The sequence below is a fragment of the Collimonas antrihumi genome (genome assembly GCF_018304965.1).
Taxonomy (GTDB): Bacteria; Pseudomonadota; Gammaproteobacteria; order Burkholderiales; family Burkholderiaceae_D; genus Collimonas; species Collimonas antrihumi.
The window spans coordinates 39,890-55,969 of the sequence record NZ_JAGQED010000015.1; the positions used below are offsets into that span (position 1 = coordinate 39,890).

Below are 16,080 nucleotides of genomic sequence, written 5' to 3' on the forward strand. Positions count from 1 at the left end.
TAAAGGAATAAAGCATGCTCTCCTGGGATGAAGAAAAAAGTTCGGCCCCCGCTCCTCGCACCTCGCCTATGCCGGCGCCAGCGGCATTTGCACCTTCAGCACGTCCGCAAATGTCCGATACTGCATTCGATCCGGCATTGATGGGGCAATCGGCGACAGCACCGGCAGTCGACGTGACGCACCGCGTCAATGCTGCGGACAAACGCATCATCAACGGCCATACCGACGTCAATCAACTGGTTCCATTCAAGTACAAATGGGCCTGGGACAAGTACCTGGCCGGCTGCGCCAACCACTGGATGCCGCAGGAAATCAACATGCAGCGCGATATCGAGCTGTGGAAGAACCCGAACGGATTGACGGATGATGAACGTCGCCTGGTCAAGCGCAACCTGGGATTTTTCGTTACCGCCGACTCGCTCGCCGCCAACAATATCGTGCTTGGCACGTATCGCCATATCACTGCGCCGGAATGCCGCCAGTATTTGCTGCGCCAGGCTTTCGAAGAAGCAATCCACACCCACGCCTATCAATACATCGTGGAATCGCTCGGTCTGGACGAGGCCGAAATCTTCAACGCCTATCACGAAGTCAAATCGATCCGCGATAAAGACGAGTTCCTGATCCCCTTCATCAATACGCTGACCGATCCTGAATTCAAGACCGGCACTACTGAAAACGATCAGAAATTGTTGCGCTCCCTGATCGTGTTCGCCTGCATCATGGAAGGACTTTTCTTCTACGTCGGCTTCACGCAGATCCTTGCGCTAGGCCGTCAAAACAAGATGATGGGTGCGGCGGAACAGTATCAATACATTCTGCGCGATGAGTCGATGCACTGTAATTTCGGGATCGATTTGATCAACACAATCAAGATGGAAAATCCGCATTTGTGGACGCCGGAATTCCGTGATGAGATTAAAGCGTTGTTTTTAAGCGCAGTAGAGTTGGAATATCGCTACGCAGAGGATACAATGCCGCGTGGAGTGCTCGGTTTGAATGCGCCAATGTTCAAAGGTTATTTGCGGTTCATCGCAAATCGCCGCGCGCAACAAATCGGACTGGACCCGATGTTCCCTCAGGAAGAAAATCCCTTCCCCTGGATGAGCGAGATGATCGATCTGAAAAAAGAACGCAACTTTTTTGAGACTCGTGTAATCGAATATCAAACCGGCGGTGCACTGAACTGGGAATAAAGGCTTCAGATCTCGGACAAGAATAACGAGGTGGATGGAAGAGGTTGCTGGAGACCTGCAGCGCTTAATACTATAAAAAAGTCTGCAAACTGAAAGGTGATTTCCAAACTTAATGAACAGCCAAAGACAGAAACGTACTTATCTGTTGTCGCCGCTTACCCCGATTCAATCGGGTTTGGCGGCGTTTTCTTTGGAAAAAACTAAACGTTTTTGTAACAGAATTCCGACGCCGGCCTAGCCGCTGGCGTTTTTTTGGCCAAGGATCGCAGCCGACAGATGGCGCGAAACTCGAAATTCGAGACTCTTCCCCGGTCCTGGAAACCGGGAAAAGACCTTAGCCGATTATGGCTGAAGTGCTGCATCAATGAGGGGATGGAGCAGTTCAGCTGGTGCCGAATTCATTAGCGCAAGCAGAGTTGATTGCGCCGATGAATAATCCGCCGTTCCCATCGCGATGGGTTCGTCGGGTTTCCAACTTGGAGCTTGATTTTTTCCATCACGTGAAGGAGAAACAAAATGGCAACAGCAACAAAGAAACCCGCAGCGAAGAAACCCGCTGTGAAGAAAGCAGCACCGGCCAAGAAGCCAGTAGCTAAAGCAGCAGCAAAACCGGCAGCTAAGAAACCAGCTGCCAAGAAAGCTGTAGCGGCTAAAAAGCCAGCAGCTAAAGCAGCAGCTAAACCTGCAGCTAAGAAGCCAGTTGCTAAGAAAGCTGTAGCGGCTAAGAAACCGGTAGCTAAGAAAGCAGCAGCTAAACCGGCAGCAGCCAAAAAGCCAGTAGCTAAGAAAGCTGTAGCAGCCAAAAAGCCAGTAGCTAAGAAAGCTGTAGCAGCCAAAAAGCCAGTGGCTAAGAAAGCTGTAGCCGCCAAAAAGCCGGTAGCTAAGAAAGCAGCAGCTAAACCTGCAGCTAAGCCAGCAGCCAAGAAGCCAGTTGCTAAGAAAGCTGTCGCGGCCAAAAAGCCGGTAGCTAAGAAAGCAGCGGCTAAACCTGCAGCTAAGGCAGCAGCTAAGCCAGCAGCGAAAAAGCCGGCAGCCAAAGCAGCAGCTAAACCAGCGGCAAAAAAGCCGGCAGTTAAGAAAGTCGCGGCTAAGCCAGCAGCAAAAAAGCCGGTAGCTAAGGCAGCAGCTAAACCTGCCGCCAAACCTGCAGCAGCTAAGCCAGCTGTTAAAAAAGCCGCAGCTAAACCTGCAGCCAAGAAACCAGTGGCAAAACCTGCAGCTGAGCCAGCAGTAAAGACAGTGCTCAACCCGGCAGCAGCTTGGCCGTTCCCAACTGGCACACGCCCGTAATTAGCGTTTGTCAGCTTACCTGATTGAATTCAGGTATCACCCGCTGTACAGCCTGGCGCTGTCCAGCGGGTTTTTATTTGCCCACCCCACTTTCTTTCTGTTTTTACCGTTGTCTATCGGTAAGCCGTGAAGAACCTTTTCATTCGCCCACATCTCTGAATTACATCTTGCGCCAGAATTCGGGTAAGTTACTGGTTTGTTGGCGGGATCGGCCACCATCGGCCGATGTGCGCAAGCCTGAGTCATTGCTTCATCTGGAAAGGAAAACACGTCGTGTTGCAGAATATTTTCACCTTGATTATCGAAACTATCGCCAGCGTCCTGGGCGGAGTCCTGTTGCTGCGATTCTGGATCCAGGCGGTCCGGGTGCGGCCGCCGCAACAGCTGGCGCAGTTCATCTTTACCCTGTCTGACTGGGCTGTGCGGCCAATGCGGCGCCTGTTGCCTGGGCTTGGCGGCTATGACTGGGCCAGCCTGATAGGCGCGGTGTTGGTGGCCGTCGTCTGCATCTTGCTGGAGCTTGGCGTCAGATCGGCATTGAGTGCCACATTGATTTTCAGCCTGTCGGCGCTGCTGTTTTTCCAATGGGTATTTTATGGGCTGATTGCGCTATTGATTATTGAAGCGATCTTCAGCTGGGTGAATCCGAACGCTCCCCTGGCGCCTTTCGTGCGAGCGCTGAATGAGCCGTTGTTGCGGCCTTTGCGCAGGATTATCCCGCTGATCGGCAATATCGATCTGTCGCCGCTGGCAGCGTTGATATTGTTGAGAGTGGTGCATCAGCTGGTGAATTATCTGATCATGTCGCTGACGTGAGTCGCAAATGAGCGTTGCAGGCGCAGCACCCGCACAGGGTGCCAGATTGCATGCATGGTGCTCCGATATTGCCGGCGGCGTCAGGCTGGCGCTGCAGGTAACGCCCAATGCCAGGAAAAGTCAGGTCATCGGCCCCCTGGAAGACGTGCTCAAAGTGCGTTTGCAGGCGCAACCCATAGAGGGCAAGGCAAATGAAGCGCTGATTCGCTATCTGGCAGAACTGCTGGATGTGCCGCGCAGCAGGATCGCGATCACCCACGGCCATACCAATAAGCGGAAAATTGTCGAGGTGCATGGCGCGTCATTGACGGCAGACGCTGTCATTCGCAGCTTGCTGGCTTTGGTTGCGTAAGCGAGGCACAAAGAAAAACGGCTTCCGACGATAGGTCGGAAGCCGCGAGCCTGGATCTGATGTCGATGCTGGTCAGGCGTCCATCTGGCTTTGCAGATAGTTCTGCAGCCCGACTTTGTCGATCAGGTCGAGCTGGGTTTCCAGCCAGTCGATATGTTCTTCGGTATCTTCGAGGATTTCCACGAAGAGTTCGCGCGATACATAATCACCGGCCTTTTCGCAAGCGGCGATACCTTCCTTGACGGTCTTTTGCGCGCCTTGCTCCAGCTTCAGGTCGCACTGCAGTATTTCCGGCGTCGATTCACCGATCATCAGCTTGTGCAATGCCTGCAGGTTCGGCAGGCCATTCAGCATCAGGATGCGGTCGATCAGCTTGTCGGCGTGTTTCATTTCGCCGATCGATTCTTCGTATTCCTTCTTGCCGAGCTTTTCCAGGCCCCAGTGCTTGTACATGCGGGCATGCAGGAAATACTGATTAATCGCCGTCAGTTCATTGGTCAACTGCGCGTTGAGCAGCGTGATGATTTGTTTTTCGCCTTGCATGGGAACCTCGCTATGTTAGGGATGCGGAGCGCGCAGCGATAAAATCGGGGAATTCTGGACTTTATGCTGGCTTCTCACGTGATCGGTATGCCGCTCAACCGACAATCAACCGGCAATCAACCGAAATCGCAGCCATGATAGCGCATGCCCCAGGCTTTTTCATCATCAGATAGCGCGAATCATTTTCATTGTGATTTGTGCATGCTTACTTGGCGTCGGGATCGGTAACGAAGCCGATTTTCCCGAGCCCGCCGGATTGGGCCGCTGCCATTACCTGAGCCACTTTTTCATATTGCACGGTACGCGCTGCGCGCAAATGCAGTTCAGGCTGCGGCTGCTTTTGAGCCGCAACGGCAATCCGCGAATTCAGTTCGTTACGATCGATTGCTTCTTCATTCCAGAACAGCTTGCCGTCGGCATCGATAGACAGATTGATGCTTTCCGGCTTGGTCTGGTCAGGCTGGTTGGTGGCGCGCGGTAAATCGATCTTGACCGCGTGATTCATCACCGGGATGGTCATGATGAAGATGATCAACAGTACCAGCATGACGTCGACCAGCGGCGTGGTGTTGATCTCCGGATTGAAATCGTCGTCCGAATCGGACAGGGAACCCATGCCCATCATGCACCTTTCACAGCGACCAGTCTGGCGCCATTGTTCGAACCGTGCGGATTGTCGGATTCGGTATTGCTGGAGCGGGAACCTGTAACAAACAGCGCATGCAGGTCAAAGCCGAATTTGTTCAGCTTGGCGATGATGGTTTTATTGCCGCGCACCAGCGCGTTATAGCCGAAGGTAGCCGGGATCGCCACGGCCAGGCCGAGCGCGGTCATGATCAGCGCTTCGCCGACCGGTCCGGCGACCTTGTCGATACTGGCCTGGCCGGAGGTGCCGATCGATACCAGCGCATGATAAATACCCCAGACCGTGCCAAACAAGCCGACAAACGGTGCGGTAGAGCCAACCGACGCCAGTACCGCCATGCCAGTCTGCAACTTGCCTGAGACTTCGTCTATCGCCTGGCGCAGTGACAAGGTGACCCAGTCGCTGACTGACAGCTGGTCGTGCAAATGTCCTTTGTGGGCGGCGTGATGGCGCATCGAGGAGACGCCGGCCTGAGCCACTTCGGCAAAGGGGTTTTCCGTGCCCAGCGTGGCAATTCCTTCCGGCAAGCTGGTGGTATCCCAGAACTGATGGCCTGCGGCATGCGCGGCACGTTGGAAACGCAGGATTTGCAAAGCCTTGGTCAGGATCACGTACCAGGATGCAATTGACATCGCCACCAGCAGCACGGCGACGCTTTTGATGACGAAATCGCCCTGGCCCCAGAGCGCTTCCAATCCGTATGGACTTACTTCCATGATGATTCCCCTTGTACTTTAGATGAACGGCTGTAGATGAACTGCTGTAGATGGACTGCGGCTGCTCTGGCGCAACGCCAGAAGCGCCATTGATTAATTGGATAACTGGAAATTGATAGGCACGATGGCAAATACCGGCATCGGCTTGCCGTCTTCCATGTATGGCTTGAATAAGGCCCGCATTACCGCCTGTCTGGCGGCGTCATCCAGACGGCTTGAACCGGAAGACTTTTGCACCTCGGCGCGCTCGGCGCGTCCCTTTTCGTTGATCAGAACGCGGATTATCGACTTGCCTTCTTCGCCCATGCGCTTGGAGACGGCCGGGTATCTCACATCAGGCGGCTGGATGTATTCGACCCCGGATGTGATGGTGCGCGGCTGCGCCGGTACTGCAGCAGGCGCAGCTGGTGCCGCAACTGCCGCCGGTTCTTCACGCTGCGGCGGTTGCGGAGCCGGTGCCGGCACTGAAATGGCGGCTTCCGACGGCGTGTTGTTGACTACCGCCGTGGGGCGCGGCGGGGTGATGTTTTTCTTTACTACGGCGACGGTCTTTGGTGCGGCCGGCGTAGGTGCGACCGGCTGCGGTTTGGGCGGTGTTGGTTCCGGCGCTTTTTCCGGCGTGATGAAGCTGGCGAAGATTTCCTTCGGCATGGCTTGTGCTGCCTGATGGATCAGGCCACTTTTCAAGGCCCAGAAAAAAGCCACGTGCAGCAGGAGGATGGCTCCCAATGGCCCGATACGTTTGATTCGTTTCCATGCAAGCGCAGGATAACTGATTGCTGCTGAAGACATGGTTGCGCTCATCCTGCGAACTTACGCAGCTTGTATGCTTTGTTGAAACACCATGGCTTGAACATGTCGCAGGGCGGCAGGCGCCTGGTTGTCGAGGCATTCGCGCAATACGCTTTTTGCACAGGAGCGACACTTCCCGCAGCAGGTGCCGATACCCAGGTTCTCGCGCAATTCAGACATGGAAGACATGCCTTCATCGACTGCCTGCCGAATTTTTCGATCCGATACGTTATTGCAAATACAAACAATCATTTTGCACCTTACTGCCATAGTTAAAGGCAGATTAAAAAGATAGAAATCAGCCGGCAAAGATGTTGATGCGGCGGTTATTAACACTTATTCGATACTGCGCGATACTGCGCGGTACTGCTCGATGCTGCTTCAGCACACCCTGTTTGCGGCCACAAATCTGCTGAACAGATTGTATTTTTCCGGCTGCGGCATGGTGTTCTCTACTACTGTTCCCCACTGCTCCGACAGCTGCAGGCAGGTTGCGCGTAATACCGGCGCCAGATTCGGCAAGTCTGCCAGCGCCTTCAAGTGGCGCTCAATCACCGACGCCAGCTTGACGCAACCGCTGGCTTCCTGGCGATGCGCGGTGTAATGCGACATCAGGTGTAACACTGCCGAAACCAGCAGCTCCGGCTGGGCCGGTGCGCCGTTTGGCTCTATCAAAGCCGGGTTGATTTTTTCCGATACCATCAAGCACTCCTATATCAGTATCTTGCTGGCTGGCGGCTACTGCGGGCGGGCTAGGGTTGGCTACGGTTAAATTAAATGCGCTAAATGCGGCCAAATAAAAACTACATTGCTTAAGCGGTCAGTATCAATTTGTTCAGTTGCGTCAGCCGCAGCTTATAAATCCGGCCGCCATGATCAATTTCCAGTTCGCGCATTTGCTTGAACAGATCCTGGCTCTTGATTCGCGTGACTGCTGATGCAACTGACTTCGTGATGCTGGACACAGGTGTTTTTTCAACTTGTGCTTCGCGTCGTATCGTCTGGCTCATTATAGTCCTTTCTGTAAATGCGAACAATTCGTATTTGTATTATTAGCCAGCTGGACGGGGAATGCAAGCGCTTTTGGTGCCGGGTGTTGGGTAATTGAGAGGCGATGCCGAATAGGCAATGTCTGGCGTTGCGTATCATGCGATGCCACGGGGAAATGTTTTTTGTGAGGGATGTCAGGTTTGGCTTCCCGAGGGAGGTGGACAGGGCGTCCGGCCAAACTGTTTGATGTAAAACCAGCGCAAAGAATGCGCTGGTTTTACGGAGGGATTACTGAGTGAGACGGTGCTGTAGCTCGTTGTTTTTTGGTTATTACTCGGCCTTTGGCTTGGCCGCTTCACGGCGGTTAAAGCCGGCCACCATATCAAAGCGGAACAGACGGCATTCCAATGCGCCATTGAAGAAAGGCGTCTTGCGCGCTTCTTTCAGGCGCAACAGCTTCGGCAAGGTCAGGTCGGCAGAGAACAGAAATATGCTCCAGCCGGCAAAACGCTGCTTCAGCGTGGTGCCGAATGCGCTGAAGAAAGCGGTCAACAAGTCGTCGCTGGTCAAGGTGCTATCGCCGCGCACGCCTATCCGCTCGCCATACGGGGGGTTAGTCAGCATGATGCCGTGCTCGGCATCGCTTGGCGGTTTGACTTCCTGTGCCTCGATCTGTTTGATCGGTACTTCAAACAGGATGCCGGCGTTGCGCAGATTGTTCGCTGCAATTTGCACCATGTCGCCAGAGATGTCGCTGCCGAAGATGGTCGGTGTGGCCGGCAATGGATTCGGCTTGAAGCTGCCTTTGATCGCCAGCCATTTTGCGCTTTCGAAATCGTTGAATTTTTCAAACGCGAAGTGACGGCGCGCACCAGCGGGAATGCCCGCCAGGATTTGGGCCGCTTCGATCAAAATCGTGCCTGAGCCGCACATAGGATCGAACAAGACCGTGCCCGGTTTCCAGCCGGAGGTACGCAACAGGCCGGCGGCGAGATTTTCGCGCAACGGTGCATCGCCGGTTTCGGCGCGCCAACCGCGCTTGAACAACGCTTCGCCGGACGTATCGAGGTACAGCGTGAAATTGTGGGCATCGAGAAAGCCGACGATACGCATGTCCGGCGTGCCGGTGTCGACAGATGGCCGTTCATTGCACAGGTCGCGGAAACGGTCGCAGATGCCATCCTTGATCTTGAGCGTGGTGAATTGCAGGCTGCGTAAAGGCGACTTCACGGCGGTGACATCGACCCGGATCGTGTGGCTGACCGGGAACCAGCTCTCCCACTCTTGCTCCAGCGTCATGTCGTAAATATCGTTTTCATTCTTATAGGCGCCATGCGTCAAGCGCAGCAACACGCGGCTGGCAATACGCGAGTGCAGGTTGATGCGCCAGGCATCGCTCAGCAAACCGGAGCAATGGACGCCGCCGGGCACCTGGGTGTGGACCTTGAGGGTGATGTCGGGGGCGCTGAACTGCGCTATTTCATTCAGCTCATCAGCCAATGCACCTTCCAGGCCGCGCGGGCAGGGGCAAAAATAGGAGTGTTTATCGGTAGATTTATGTGACATTGGGGGGACCTTTTATCCGTTGTACTACAGTTGCGATACTACAATTTTGCGTAGGGTGGGCGCCTGGTGTCCACGCGGTAGTTGCGCTGCACATCCGCGTGGGCATGATATGCCCACCCTACAAAATGCCTATCTGGCGAGCGCGCGTTCTACAAAATCCAGCCGGTCCTGGCCCCAGAACGGTTCGCCGTCGACTACGTACCAGGGCGAGCCAAAGATATTGGCGGAAATTGCATCCTCGGTAAAACGATCGAATTCGCTCTGGACGCTGGCGGTTTCGGCCGATTTCAGCAAGGTCTTGCCGTCATGGCCAAGCTCCGAGGCGATCGCGATCAAGGTGGCGCCATCGGCGATATTGCGCTGTTCGGCCCAGACTGCACGCATTATAGCGCCGGTCAATACCATGGCGGCTTCCGTGCCGTGCGCCAGTTGGGTCGCGATGATCAGTTTTGCGGCGTCGTCGCTCTGTACCGGGAAGAAAGTCGGGTGCAGGTTCAGCGGTACTTGCAGGTATTCGCTCCAGCGCCGCAGTTCTTCCAGCCGGTAAGCCTGGCGCTGAGGCGCGCGTTTGGCCAAGGGCAAGCCGCCGGAGGTGTTGAAAACCTTGGATAAGTCGCAGGGCTTTAATGCGATTTTTACGTCGTACTGTTTCGACAAAGCCTGCAGGCGTGTGTGCCCCAGGTAGGCGAAAGGCGAGTGTGGCGCAAAATAATATTCACAGAGCTTGCTCATGGCTAATCCTCGGACGGTATTAGAACGATTAGAACGGTTTGACTACCACCAGGATGACAATGGCCAGCAGCAGCAGGACCGGTACTTCATTGAACCACCGGAACCAGGTATGGCTGCGGGTATTCACCCCGTTTTCAAATTTTTTCAGCAAGCTGCCGCAGGCATGGTGATAGCCGATCACAAGAATCACCAAGAATAGTTTGGCATGCAGCCAGCCATTGCCCGGACCTTTGCCTATGCCGTAACCCAGCCACAGCCAGGCGCCGAATACAATCGCCGGCAGCGACAGGATCGACATGAAGCGATACAGCTTGCGCGCCATCAACAGCAATCTTTGGGTTGCCGCGGTATCTGTTTCTTGCGCCAGGTTGACCAGAATTCTTGGCAGATAAAACAGGCCGGCAAACCATGAGGCGATGAAGACAATATGCAGCGACTTGATCCAAAGCATGGGGGATTTCCTTTTTTTGATTGTTGCGATTGTTGCGACTATTGCGGGAAGGATGAGTTCGGTTGCATATAAGACAATGGTGCCGGCAAATCGGTTCTACGGATATTGGGCGATAGCGTAATCGAGCCAGAGTTTTTCGCTGTGAGAAAATACAGCGAAATCGCTCTGGCCCCGATGCAAAGAGTGAATCAATACAGCAGTAGCAGCACATTTTGGCATGCTACATGGTACGTGTTGCGCGTTACTCGCGTACTTCGCCGTGCCCGAACACCACATATTTCAGCGAGGTCAGGCCTTCCAGGCCGACCGGTCCGCGCGCATGCAATTTGTCGTTGGAGATGCCGATCTCAGCGCCCAGGCCGAATTCGAAACCGTCCGCAAAGCGGGTCGAGGCATTGATCATCACAGAGGCCGAATCGACTTCGCGCAAGAAGCGCATCGCCCGCGAATGGTTTTCGGTGACGATGCTGTCGGTATGCTGTGAAGAGTATGTGTTGATATGGGCGATCGCCTCATCCACATCGGCCACGATCTTGACGGACAGGATCGCCGCCAGATATTCGGTGCGCCAATCTTCTTCGGTAGCGGCGGCCAGGTGAGGATAGCCGGCCAGGATGGCGCGCGCTTCATCGTCGGCGCGCAGTTCGACTTCTTTACCCTGATACAGCTTGGCTAGCTGCGGCAGTACGTGTGGTGCAATCGCCCGCGCCACCAGCAAGGTTTCCATTGTGTTGCAAGTGCCATAACGATGGCATTTGGCATTGAAGGCAATCCTCACGGCTTTGTCGAGATCGACCTGGTCATCTATATAGACGTGGCAGATGCCGTCGAGATGCTTGATCATCGGCACCGTGGCTTCCTTGATCAGGCGCTCGATCAGGCCTTTGCCGCCGCGCGGCACGATGACGTCGACGTATTGCGGCATCGTGATCAGCGCGCCAACCGCAGCACGGTCGGTGGTGTCGACCACTTGCACCGCATCTTGCGGCAGGCCGGCGCCCGCCAAGCCTTCTTGCACCAGCCTGGCCAGCGCCTGGTTGCAATGATGGGCTTCGGAGCCGCCGCGCAAGATGGTGGCGTTACCGCTCTTGATGCACAGGCCGGCAGCGTCTACGGTGACATTCGGACGTGCTTCGTAAATGATGCCGATGACACCCAGCGGAACCCGCATCTGGCCCACCTGGATGCCGGTGGGACGGTATTTCATGTTCGAGATTTCGCCGATCGGATCGGGCAGGGCGACAATTTGCTCGAGCCCCGCGATCATGGTGGCGATGGCTTGCTCCGATAGCGTCAGGCGATCCAGCATCGCCGGCGCCAGGCCGTTGGCGCGTGCCGTTTCCAGATCGATCTGGTTAGCCGCGCGCAACAGGCCGGCATCGCGCCGGATGGCGGCGGCAATCAGGCTCAGTGCGCGGTTCTTGACGGCGCTGTCGGCACGCGCCATGGCGCGCGATGCGGCGCGTGCACGTTGTCCGACTTCGGTCATGTAGTGTTGGATGTTCATATGTTCTGTCAACTATCAAATATGTGCGACTTTTAAACCCAGTTGCAGCAAAGCGTCCCAGGCATCGCCGGAGAAGGCTTTGGCACGCAAGCCTTTGACCATCTTGTCGATTTGCGCCGCATCTTTCAATGCCGCTTCCAGCGTCGCCAGGCTCAGGCGCCGCAGTGCCGGCTCCATCAGTTTTTCGCGCGGTCCCCAGATGCGGTATTCCTTCAGCAGCGCGGCTATCGGGCGCCCCTGGCTGGCTGCCGATTTCAATTTCAACAAGGTGCGGATTTCTTCGGAGACCGCCCATAGCACCAGCGGCAGGGCTTCGCCTTCACCTTTCAAACCGCCCATCATACGCACCAGGCGCGCCGTATCGCCAACCAGCATCGCTTCATTGAGCTTGAAGACATCATAGCGCGCGACGTTGAGGACTGCATCGTGGCACTGCTCGAAACTCAGTTTGCCGGGAGGATGCAACAAAGCCAGTTTCTGGATTTCCTGATGCGCCGCCAGCAGATTGCCTTCGACCCGATCGGCGATGAAATCCAGCGATTGCCGGTCTGCGCTTTGTTGCTGGGCCGCCAGGCGAACCCCGATCCAGTTGGGCAAATGCGCCCGCTCCACCAGCGGAATATCGATATATACCGCACTCTGCTGCAGCGTGGCGACCCAGGCGGCTTTTTGCGTCGCCCAGTCCAGCTTGGGTAAGCTGATAATGGTGACGTTATCGGGGTTCAGCGTTGCAGTATAGTTTTGCAAAGCCTGGCCGCCATCCTTGCCCGGTTTACCGGTCGGAATGCGCAACTCGATCAGTTTTTTATCGCCGAACAGCGATTGCGACTGATTGGCAGCCAGCAACTCTCCCCATTTGAAGCTACGGTCGACCACCAGCACATCGCGCTCGCTGCAACCGTTGCTGCGCGCGCTTTTGCGTATCTTGTCGGATGCCTCCAGCGCCAGCAGATGCTCGTCGCTGGTGATCACGTACAAGGGCGCCAGGGTTTTCGCCAGATGGCCGTCGAGCGCGTCAAACCGCAATTGCATTTTTAGCCTTTAACCCCGTTATTTGACAGGAGCGGTAGCCGGAGCGGTAGCCGGTATTTCCGCAGCCGGCTCGGTTGACTGAGCCGGCTGGGTTGGCCGCGCTGTCTTGAGCGCTGCCAGGCGGCGCAGAACCTGTTGCACCATGTCGCTTCGCATGTCGCGGTACAGCAGCACTTCTTCCGCGCCCTTGGACAGTTCTTGCGACGAGTTATAGCTGATGTCGCGCTTCAATGTGATCAGCGTCGCCGGCAGCAATTCCTTCTTTTCTCCGTCAGTCACGCGGAAAGTCAGCCTGTAATACAGCATGTACTCGCTCGCACGGCCGGAACTGTTGGTGGTCAGGATGACTTTTTCCTGGGTTTCGCCAAGTACTTCCAGTATCGCGTCGGCGCCCTCGGCAGTTTTCAGCACTTGCGTATTGCCGCTGGCCAGAATATTGCGTTTCAACTCGATTCCCAACGGCGAGGCAGGGGCAAACGTCATGTACAGGGATTTGAATGGCAAGTTGGCCGAACTGCGCAAATGAAACCCGCAGGCACACAGCATCGCCGTCATGATCAGTATCAACGGCCAGCGCAGCCATGTGCCGGAATCCGCAGGCATTCTGAGAGGCATTCTATTCAACATTCGGACATTCCTTGTTTCAAGATTGAAGGCCGGACACATGCATCCGGCCATACTTTGGAAGTACTTACTACAACGCTAGGCGACGATATTGATCAGTTTCCCAGGCACCACGATGACTTTCTTCGGCGGCCCTTCGAGATATTTCTGAACATTATCGTTTGCCAGCGCTGCGGCCTCGATGCTGGCCTTGTCGGCATCCTTCGCAACGGTGATGCTGCCGCGCAGCTTGCCGTTCACCTGGATCATCATTTCAATTTCGCTCTGTTCCAGCGCTTTGTCGTCCACCTGCGGCCAGCTGGCGTCGAGGATATCGCCGTGCACTGCGGCGAAGCCGAGTTCCTGCCACAGCGTGTGGGTGATGTGCGGCGCCACCGGATTGAGTACGCGCAGGAATATCGACAAGCCTTCCGTCAATACCGCGTTGCTGGCCGGCGACTGGTCGAGTTTGGCGGCTTCCAGGGTGTTCAGCATTTTCATGCAGGCCGAGACCACAGTGTTGTACTGGATCCGCTTCAAGTCATGGTCGGCTTGCTGCAGGATCTTGTGCACTTCACGGCGCAAGGTTTTCTGGACATCGCTCAATCCGGAAAAATCCGCGGTGACGCCTGGTACAACGCTGCCTGCACGGGCGAAACTGAAGGCCCAGACCCGGCGCAAGAAGCGATTCGCGCCTTCCACTCCGGTACCGGACCATTCCAGGGTTTGTTCCGGTGGCGAGGCGAACATGGTGAACAGGCGCGCCGTGTCGGCGCCGTACTGGTCGATCTGGGCTTGCGGGTCGATGCCGTTGTTTTTCGACTTCGACATTTTTTCCGTGCCGCCGATTTCAACTGGTGCACCATCCGTTTTCAGGATGGCAGTCAACGGACGGCCCTTGTCGTCAAACGTCAGCTCGACATCTTCCGGGTTATGCCAGGTCTTCTTGCCGCTGGCGTCTTCGCGGAAATAGGTTTCGTTGAGCACCATGCCTTGCGTCAGCAGGTTGGTAAACGGCTCGTCGAACTTGACCAGGCCGAAGTCGCGCATGACCTTGGTCCAGAAACGGGCATACAGCAAATGCAGCACGGCGTGTTCGATGCCGCCGATGTACTGGTCCATCGGCATCCAGTAATCGTTGCGGGAATCGACCATGGCGTCGTTGCTCTTCGGCGAGCAATAGCGCATGTAATACCAGGACGAGTCGACGAACGTATCCATCGTGTCGGTTTCGCGCCGCGCCGGCTTGCCGCATTTCGGGCAATCGACGTGCAGGAATTTTTCGTTTTTGTTGAGCGGATTGCCGCTGCCGTCCGGCACGCAGTCTTCCGGCAAGATTACCGGTAAATCTTTTTCCGGCACAGGCACATCGCCGCAATCACCGCAGTGGATGATCGGGATCGGCGTGCCCCAATAACGCTGGCGCGAAATGCCCCAGTCGCGCAGGCGATAGGTGATTTTCTTTTCGCCGAGACCGTGCGCTGCCAGGTCGGCGGCAACCGCATCGACTGCTTGCTGGTAGTTGAGGCCGTCGTATTTGCCGGAATCGACGCAGACGCCGTTTTCCTTGTCGCCATACCACTCGTGCCAGCTTTCGTCGGAGTAGGTTTTACCTGGTACCGAGATGACCGGGCGAATCGGCAGCACGTATTTCTGGGCGAATGCGAAATCGCGCTCGTCGTGCGCCGGAACACCCATGACGGCGCCGTCGCCATAGGTAATCAAGACGTAATTGCCGACCCATACTTCGATTTGCTGGCCGGTCAGCGGATGCGAGACGTACAAGCCGGTAGGCATGCCTTTCTTTTCCATCGTTGCCATATCGGCTTCGATGACGCTGCCCTTTTTGCATTCGGCGATGAATTCAGCCAGTTCCGGATTGCTCTTTGCTGCGAAAGTGGCCAGTGCATGTTCCGGCGCCACGGCGCAGAAAGTCACGCCCTTGATGGTGTCGGCGCGAGTGGTGAATACCCACAGTTTGCCGCCCTGAATCAGTTGGCCGTTTTCTTCGATCTTGTGCGGGAAGGCGAACCGGACTCCGGTCGATTTACCGATCCAGTTGGCCTGCATCAGGCGTACGCGTTCCGGCCAGCCCGGCAATTTGGTTTCTACGTGTTCCAGCAACTCTTCGGCGTAGTCGGTGATCTTGGCGTAGTACATCGGGATTTCGCGCTTTTCGATCAGCGCGCCGGAGCGCCAGCCGCGGCCGTCAACCACTTGCTCGTTGGCCAGCACGGTCTGGTCGACCGGGTCCCAGTTTACGGTGCCGGTCTTCTTGTAGATGATGCCCTTCTCAAGCATCTTCAGGAACATCCACTGGTTCCACTTGTAGTATTCCGGCGTGCAGGCGGTCATTTCACGCGACCAGTCGATCGCCAGTCCCATCGCCTGCAACTGTTTCTTCATGTGGGCGATGTTGGCATAGGTCCATTGCGCTGGCGGCACGCCATTGGCCATGGCAGCGTTTTCCGCCGGCATGCCGAACGCATCCCATCCCATCGGCATCAATACGTTATAGCCATTCATCCGCAGGTAGCGGTACATCACATCATTGATGGTGTAGTTACGCACATGACCCATGTGCAGCTTGCCGGAAGGGTAGGGCAGCATCGAGCAGGCATAAAATTTCTTTTTGTCCTGGCCGTTCTTGTCCTTGGCATATTCGACGGCCTTGTAGGCGTCTATGGATTGCCAGTAGTCTTGCGCTGATTTTTCGACGTCGGTTGAGCTGTATTTTTCTTGCATGACGGGAGCTAAAAGGTGAATGTTATTCCGCATTGCAAAGAGAACAAGGCGTCAGGTCGTCAGCAGTGAGTCATATGGGACGAATCTGATAGCTTTGGTCGTT

The 16,080-nt window shown here is 55.7% G+C and carries 18 protein-coding genes; 4 read left to right on the top strand and 14 right to left on the bottom strand.

What is annotated here, in order from left to right; translation table 11 throughout:
- Positions 1-14: 14 nt before the first annotated feature.
- The 4 genes from KHU29_RS13795 (at position 15) to KHU29_RS13810 (ending at position 3,654) form a co-directional block, all read left to right on the top strand.
- The gene (locus tag KHU29_RS13795; protein ID WP_211453364.1) at positions 15-1,196 is read left to right on the top strand and encodes a ribonucleotide-diphosphate reductase subunit beta; all 1,182 of its coding nucleotides are present in this window, start codon (positions 15-17) and stop codon (positions 1,194-1,196) included.
- Positions 1,197-1,712: 516 nt separating this feature from the next.
- A complete protein-coding gene (locus tag KHU29_RS13800) occupies positions 1,713-2,486 on the top strand; it encodes a histone H1-like repetitive region-containing protein (protein ID WP_211453365.1) in 774 nt (257 codons plus the stop codon).
- Positions 2,487-2,759: 273 nt separating this feature from the next.
- Positions 2,760-3,302 (top strand): YggT family protein, encoded by a 543-nt coding sequence (locus tag KHU29_RS13805; protein ID WP_211453366.1) that lies wholly within the window; start codon positions 2,760-2,762, stop codon positions 3,300-3,302.
- 7 nt (positions 3,303-3,309) lie between these two features.
- A complete protein-coding gene (locus tag KHU29_RS13810) occupies positions 3,310-3,654 on the top strand; it encodes a DUF167 domain-containing protein (RefSeq protein ID WP_211453367.1) in 345 nt (114 codons plus the stop codon).
- A gap of 72 nt (positions 3,655-3,726) precedes the next feature.
- Here KHU29_RS13810 and bfr read toward each other — a convergent pair whose 3' ends face one another.
- The 14 genes from bfr to leuS all read right to left on the bottom strand — a co-directional run bounded on the left by bfr (position 3,727) and on the right by leuS (position 15,977).
- Positions 3,727-4,197: a bacterioferritin gene (gene bfr / locus KHU29_RS13815; RefSeq protein WP_211453368.1), complete on the bottom strand. Its 471-nt coding sequence runs from the start codon at positions 4,195-4,197 to the stop codon at positions 3,727-3,729.
- Positions 4,198-4,402: 205 nt separating this feature from the next.
- The gene (locus tag KHU29_RS13820) at positions 4,403-4,819 is read right to left on the bottom strand and encodes an ExbD/TolR family protein (RefSeq protein ID WP_211453421.1); all 417 of its coding nucleotides are present in this window, start codon (positions 4,817-4,819) and stop codon (positions 4,403-4,405) included.
- Entirely contained in the window at positions 4,819-5,559 is a 741-nt protein-coding gene (locus KHU29_RS13825) for a MotA/TolQ/ExbB proton channel family protein (RefSeq protein ID WP_211453369.1), read from the bottom strand. Before KHU29_RS13825 ends, KHU29_RS13820 begins: the two co-directional genes overlap by 1 nt.
- Positions 5,560-5,652: 93 nt before the next feature.
- Positions 5,653-6,351 (bottom strand): energy transducer TonB, encoded by a 699-nt coding sequence (locus KHU29_RS13830; RefSeq protein WP_246542017.1) that lies wholly within the window; start codon positions 6,349-6,351, stop codon positions 5,653-5,655.
- Between the two features lie 21 nt (positions 6,352-6,372).
- Positions 6,373-6,603 carry a (2Fe-2S)-binding protein gene (locus KHU29_RS13835; protein ID WP_211453371.1) on the bottom strand — a complete coding sequence of 77 codons (231 nt, stop codon included), beginning with the start codon at positions 6,601-6,603 and terminating at the stop codon, positions 6,373-6,375.
- A gap of 129 nt (positions 6,604-6,732) precedes the next feature.
- Positions 6,733-7,053: a hypothetical protein gene (locus KHU29_RS13840; protein WP_211453372.1), complete on the bottom strand. Its 321-nt coding sequence runs from the start codon at positions 7,051-7,053 to the stop codon at positions 6,733-6,735.
- A gap of 110 nt (positions 7,054-7,163) precedes the next feature.
- The gene (gene hemP, locus KHU29_RS13845) at positions 7,164-7,361 is read right to left on the bottom strand and encodes a hemin uptake protein HemP (protein WP_092415282.1); all 198 of its coding nucleotides are present in this window, start codon (positions 7,359-7,361) and stop codon (positions 7,164-7,166) included.
- A gap of 310 nt (positions 7,362-7,671) precedes the next feature.
- On the bottom strand, positions 7,672-8,907 hold the full coding sequence (locus KHU29_RS13850; protein WP_211453373.1) for a THUMP domain-containing class I SAM-dependent RNA methyltransferase: 1,236 nt from the start codon (positions 8,905-8,907) through the stop codon (positions 7,672-7,674).
- A gap of 129 nt (positions 8,908-9,036) precedes the next feature.
- The gene (locus tag KHU29_RS13855; RefSeq protein WP_211453374.1) at positions 9,037-9,639 is read right to left on the bottom strand and encodes a 2-hydroxychromene-2-carboxylate isomerase; all 603 of its coding nucleotides are present in this window, start codon (positions 9,637-9,639) and stop codon (positions 9,037-9,039) included.
- A 28-nt stretch (positions 9,640-9,667) separates the two neighbouring features.
- A complete protein-coding gene (locus tag KHU29_RS13860) occupies positions 9,668-10,090 on the bottom strand; it encodes a CopD family protein (RefSeq protein WP_211453375.1) in 423 nt (140 codons plus the stop codon).
- A gap of 241 nt (positions 10,091-10,331) precedes the next feature.
- On the bottom strand, positions 10,332-11,597 hold the full coding sequence (locus KHU29_RS13865) for a glutamate-5-semialdehyde dehydrogenase (protein ID WP_211453376.1): 1,266 nt from the start codon (positions 11,595-11,597) through the stop codon (positions 10,332-10,334).
- A 15-nt stretch (positions 11,598-11,612) separates the two neighbouring features.
- On the bottom strand, positions 11,613-12,629 hold the full coding sequence (holA, locus tag KHU29_RS13870; RefSeq protein ID WP_211453377.1) for a DNA polymerase III subunit delta: 1,017 nt from the start codon (positions 12,627-12,629) through the stop codon (positions 11,613-11,615).
- 18 nt (positions 12,630-12,647) lie between these two features.
- Positions 12,648-13,256: an LPS-assembly lipoprotein LptE gene (locus KHU29_RS13875; RefSeq protein ID WP_211453378.1), complete on the bottom strand. Its 609-nt coding sequence runs from the start codon at positions 13,254-13,256 to the stop codon at positions 12,648-12,650.
- A 75-nt stretch (positions 13,257-13,331) separates the two neighbouring features.
- Positions 13,332-15,977, bottom strand: a complete 2,646-nt coding sequence (leuS, locus tag KHU29_RS13880) for a leucine--tRNA ligase (RefSeq protein ID WP_211453379.1) — start codon at positions 15,975-15,977, stop codon at positions 13,332-13,334.
- Between the last annotated feature and the right edge of the window lie 103 nt (positions 15,978-16,080).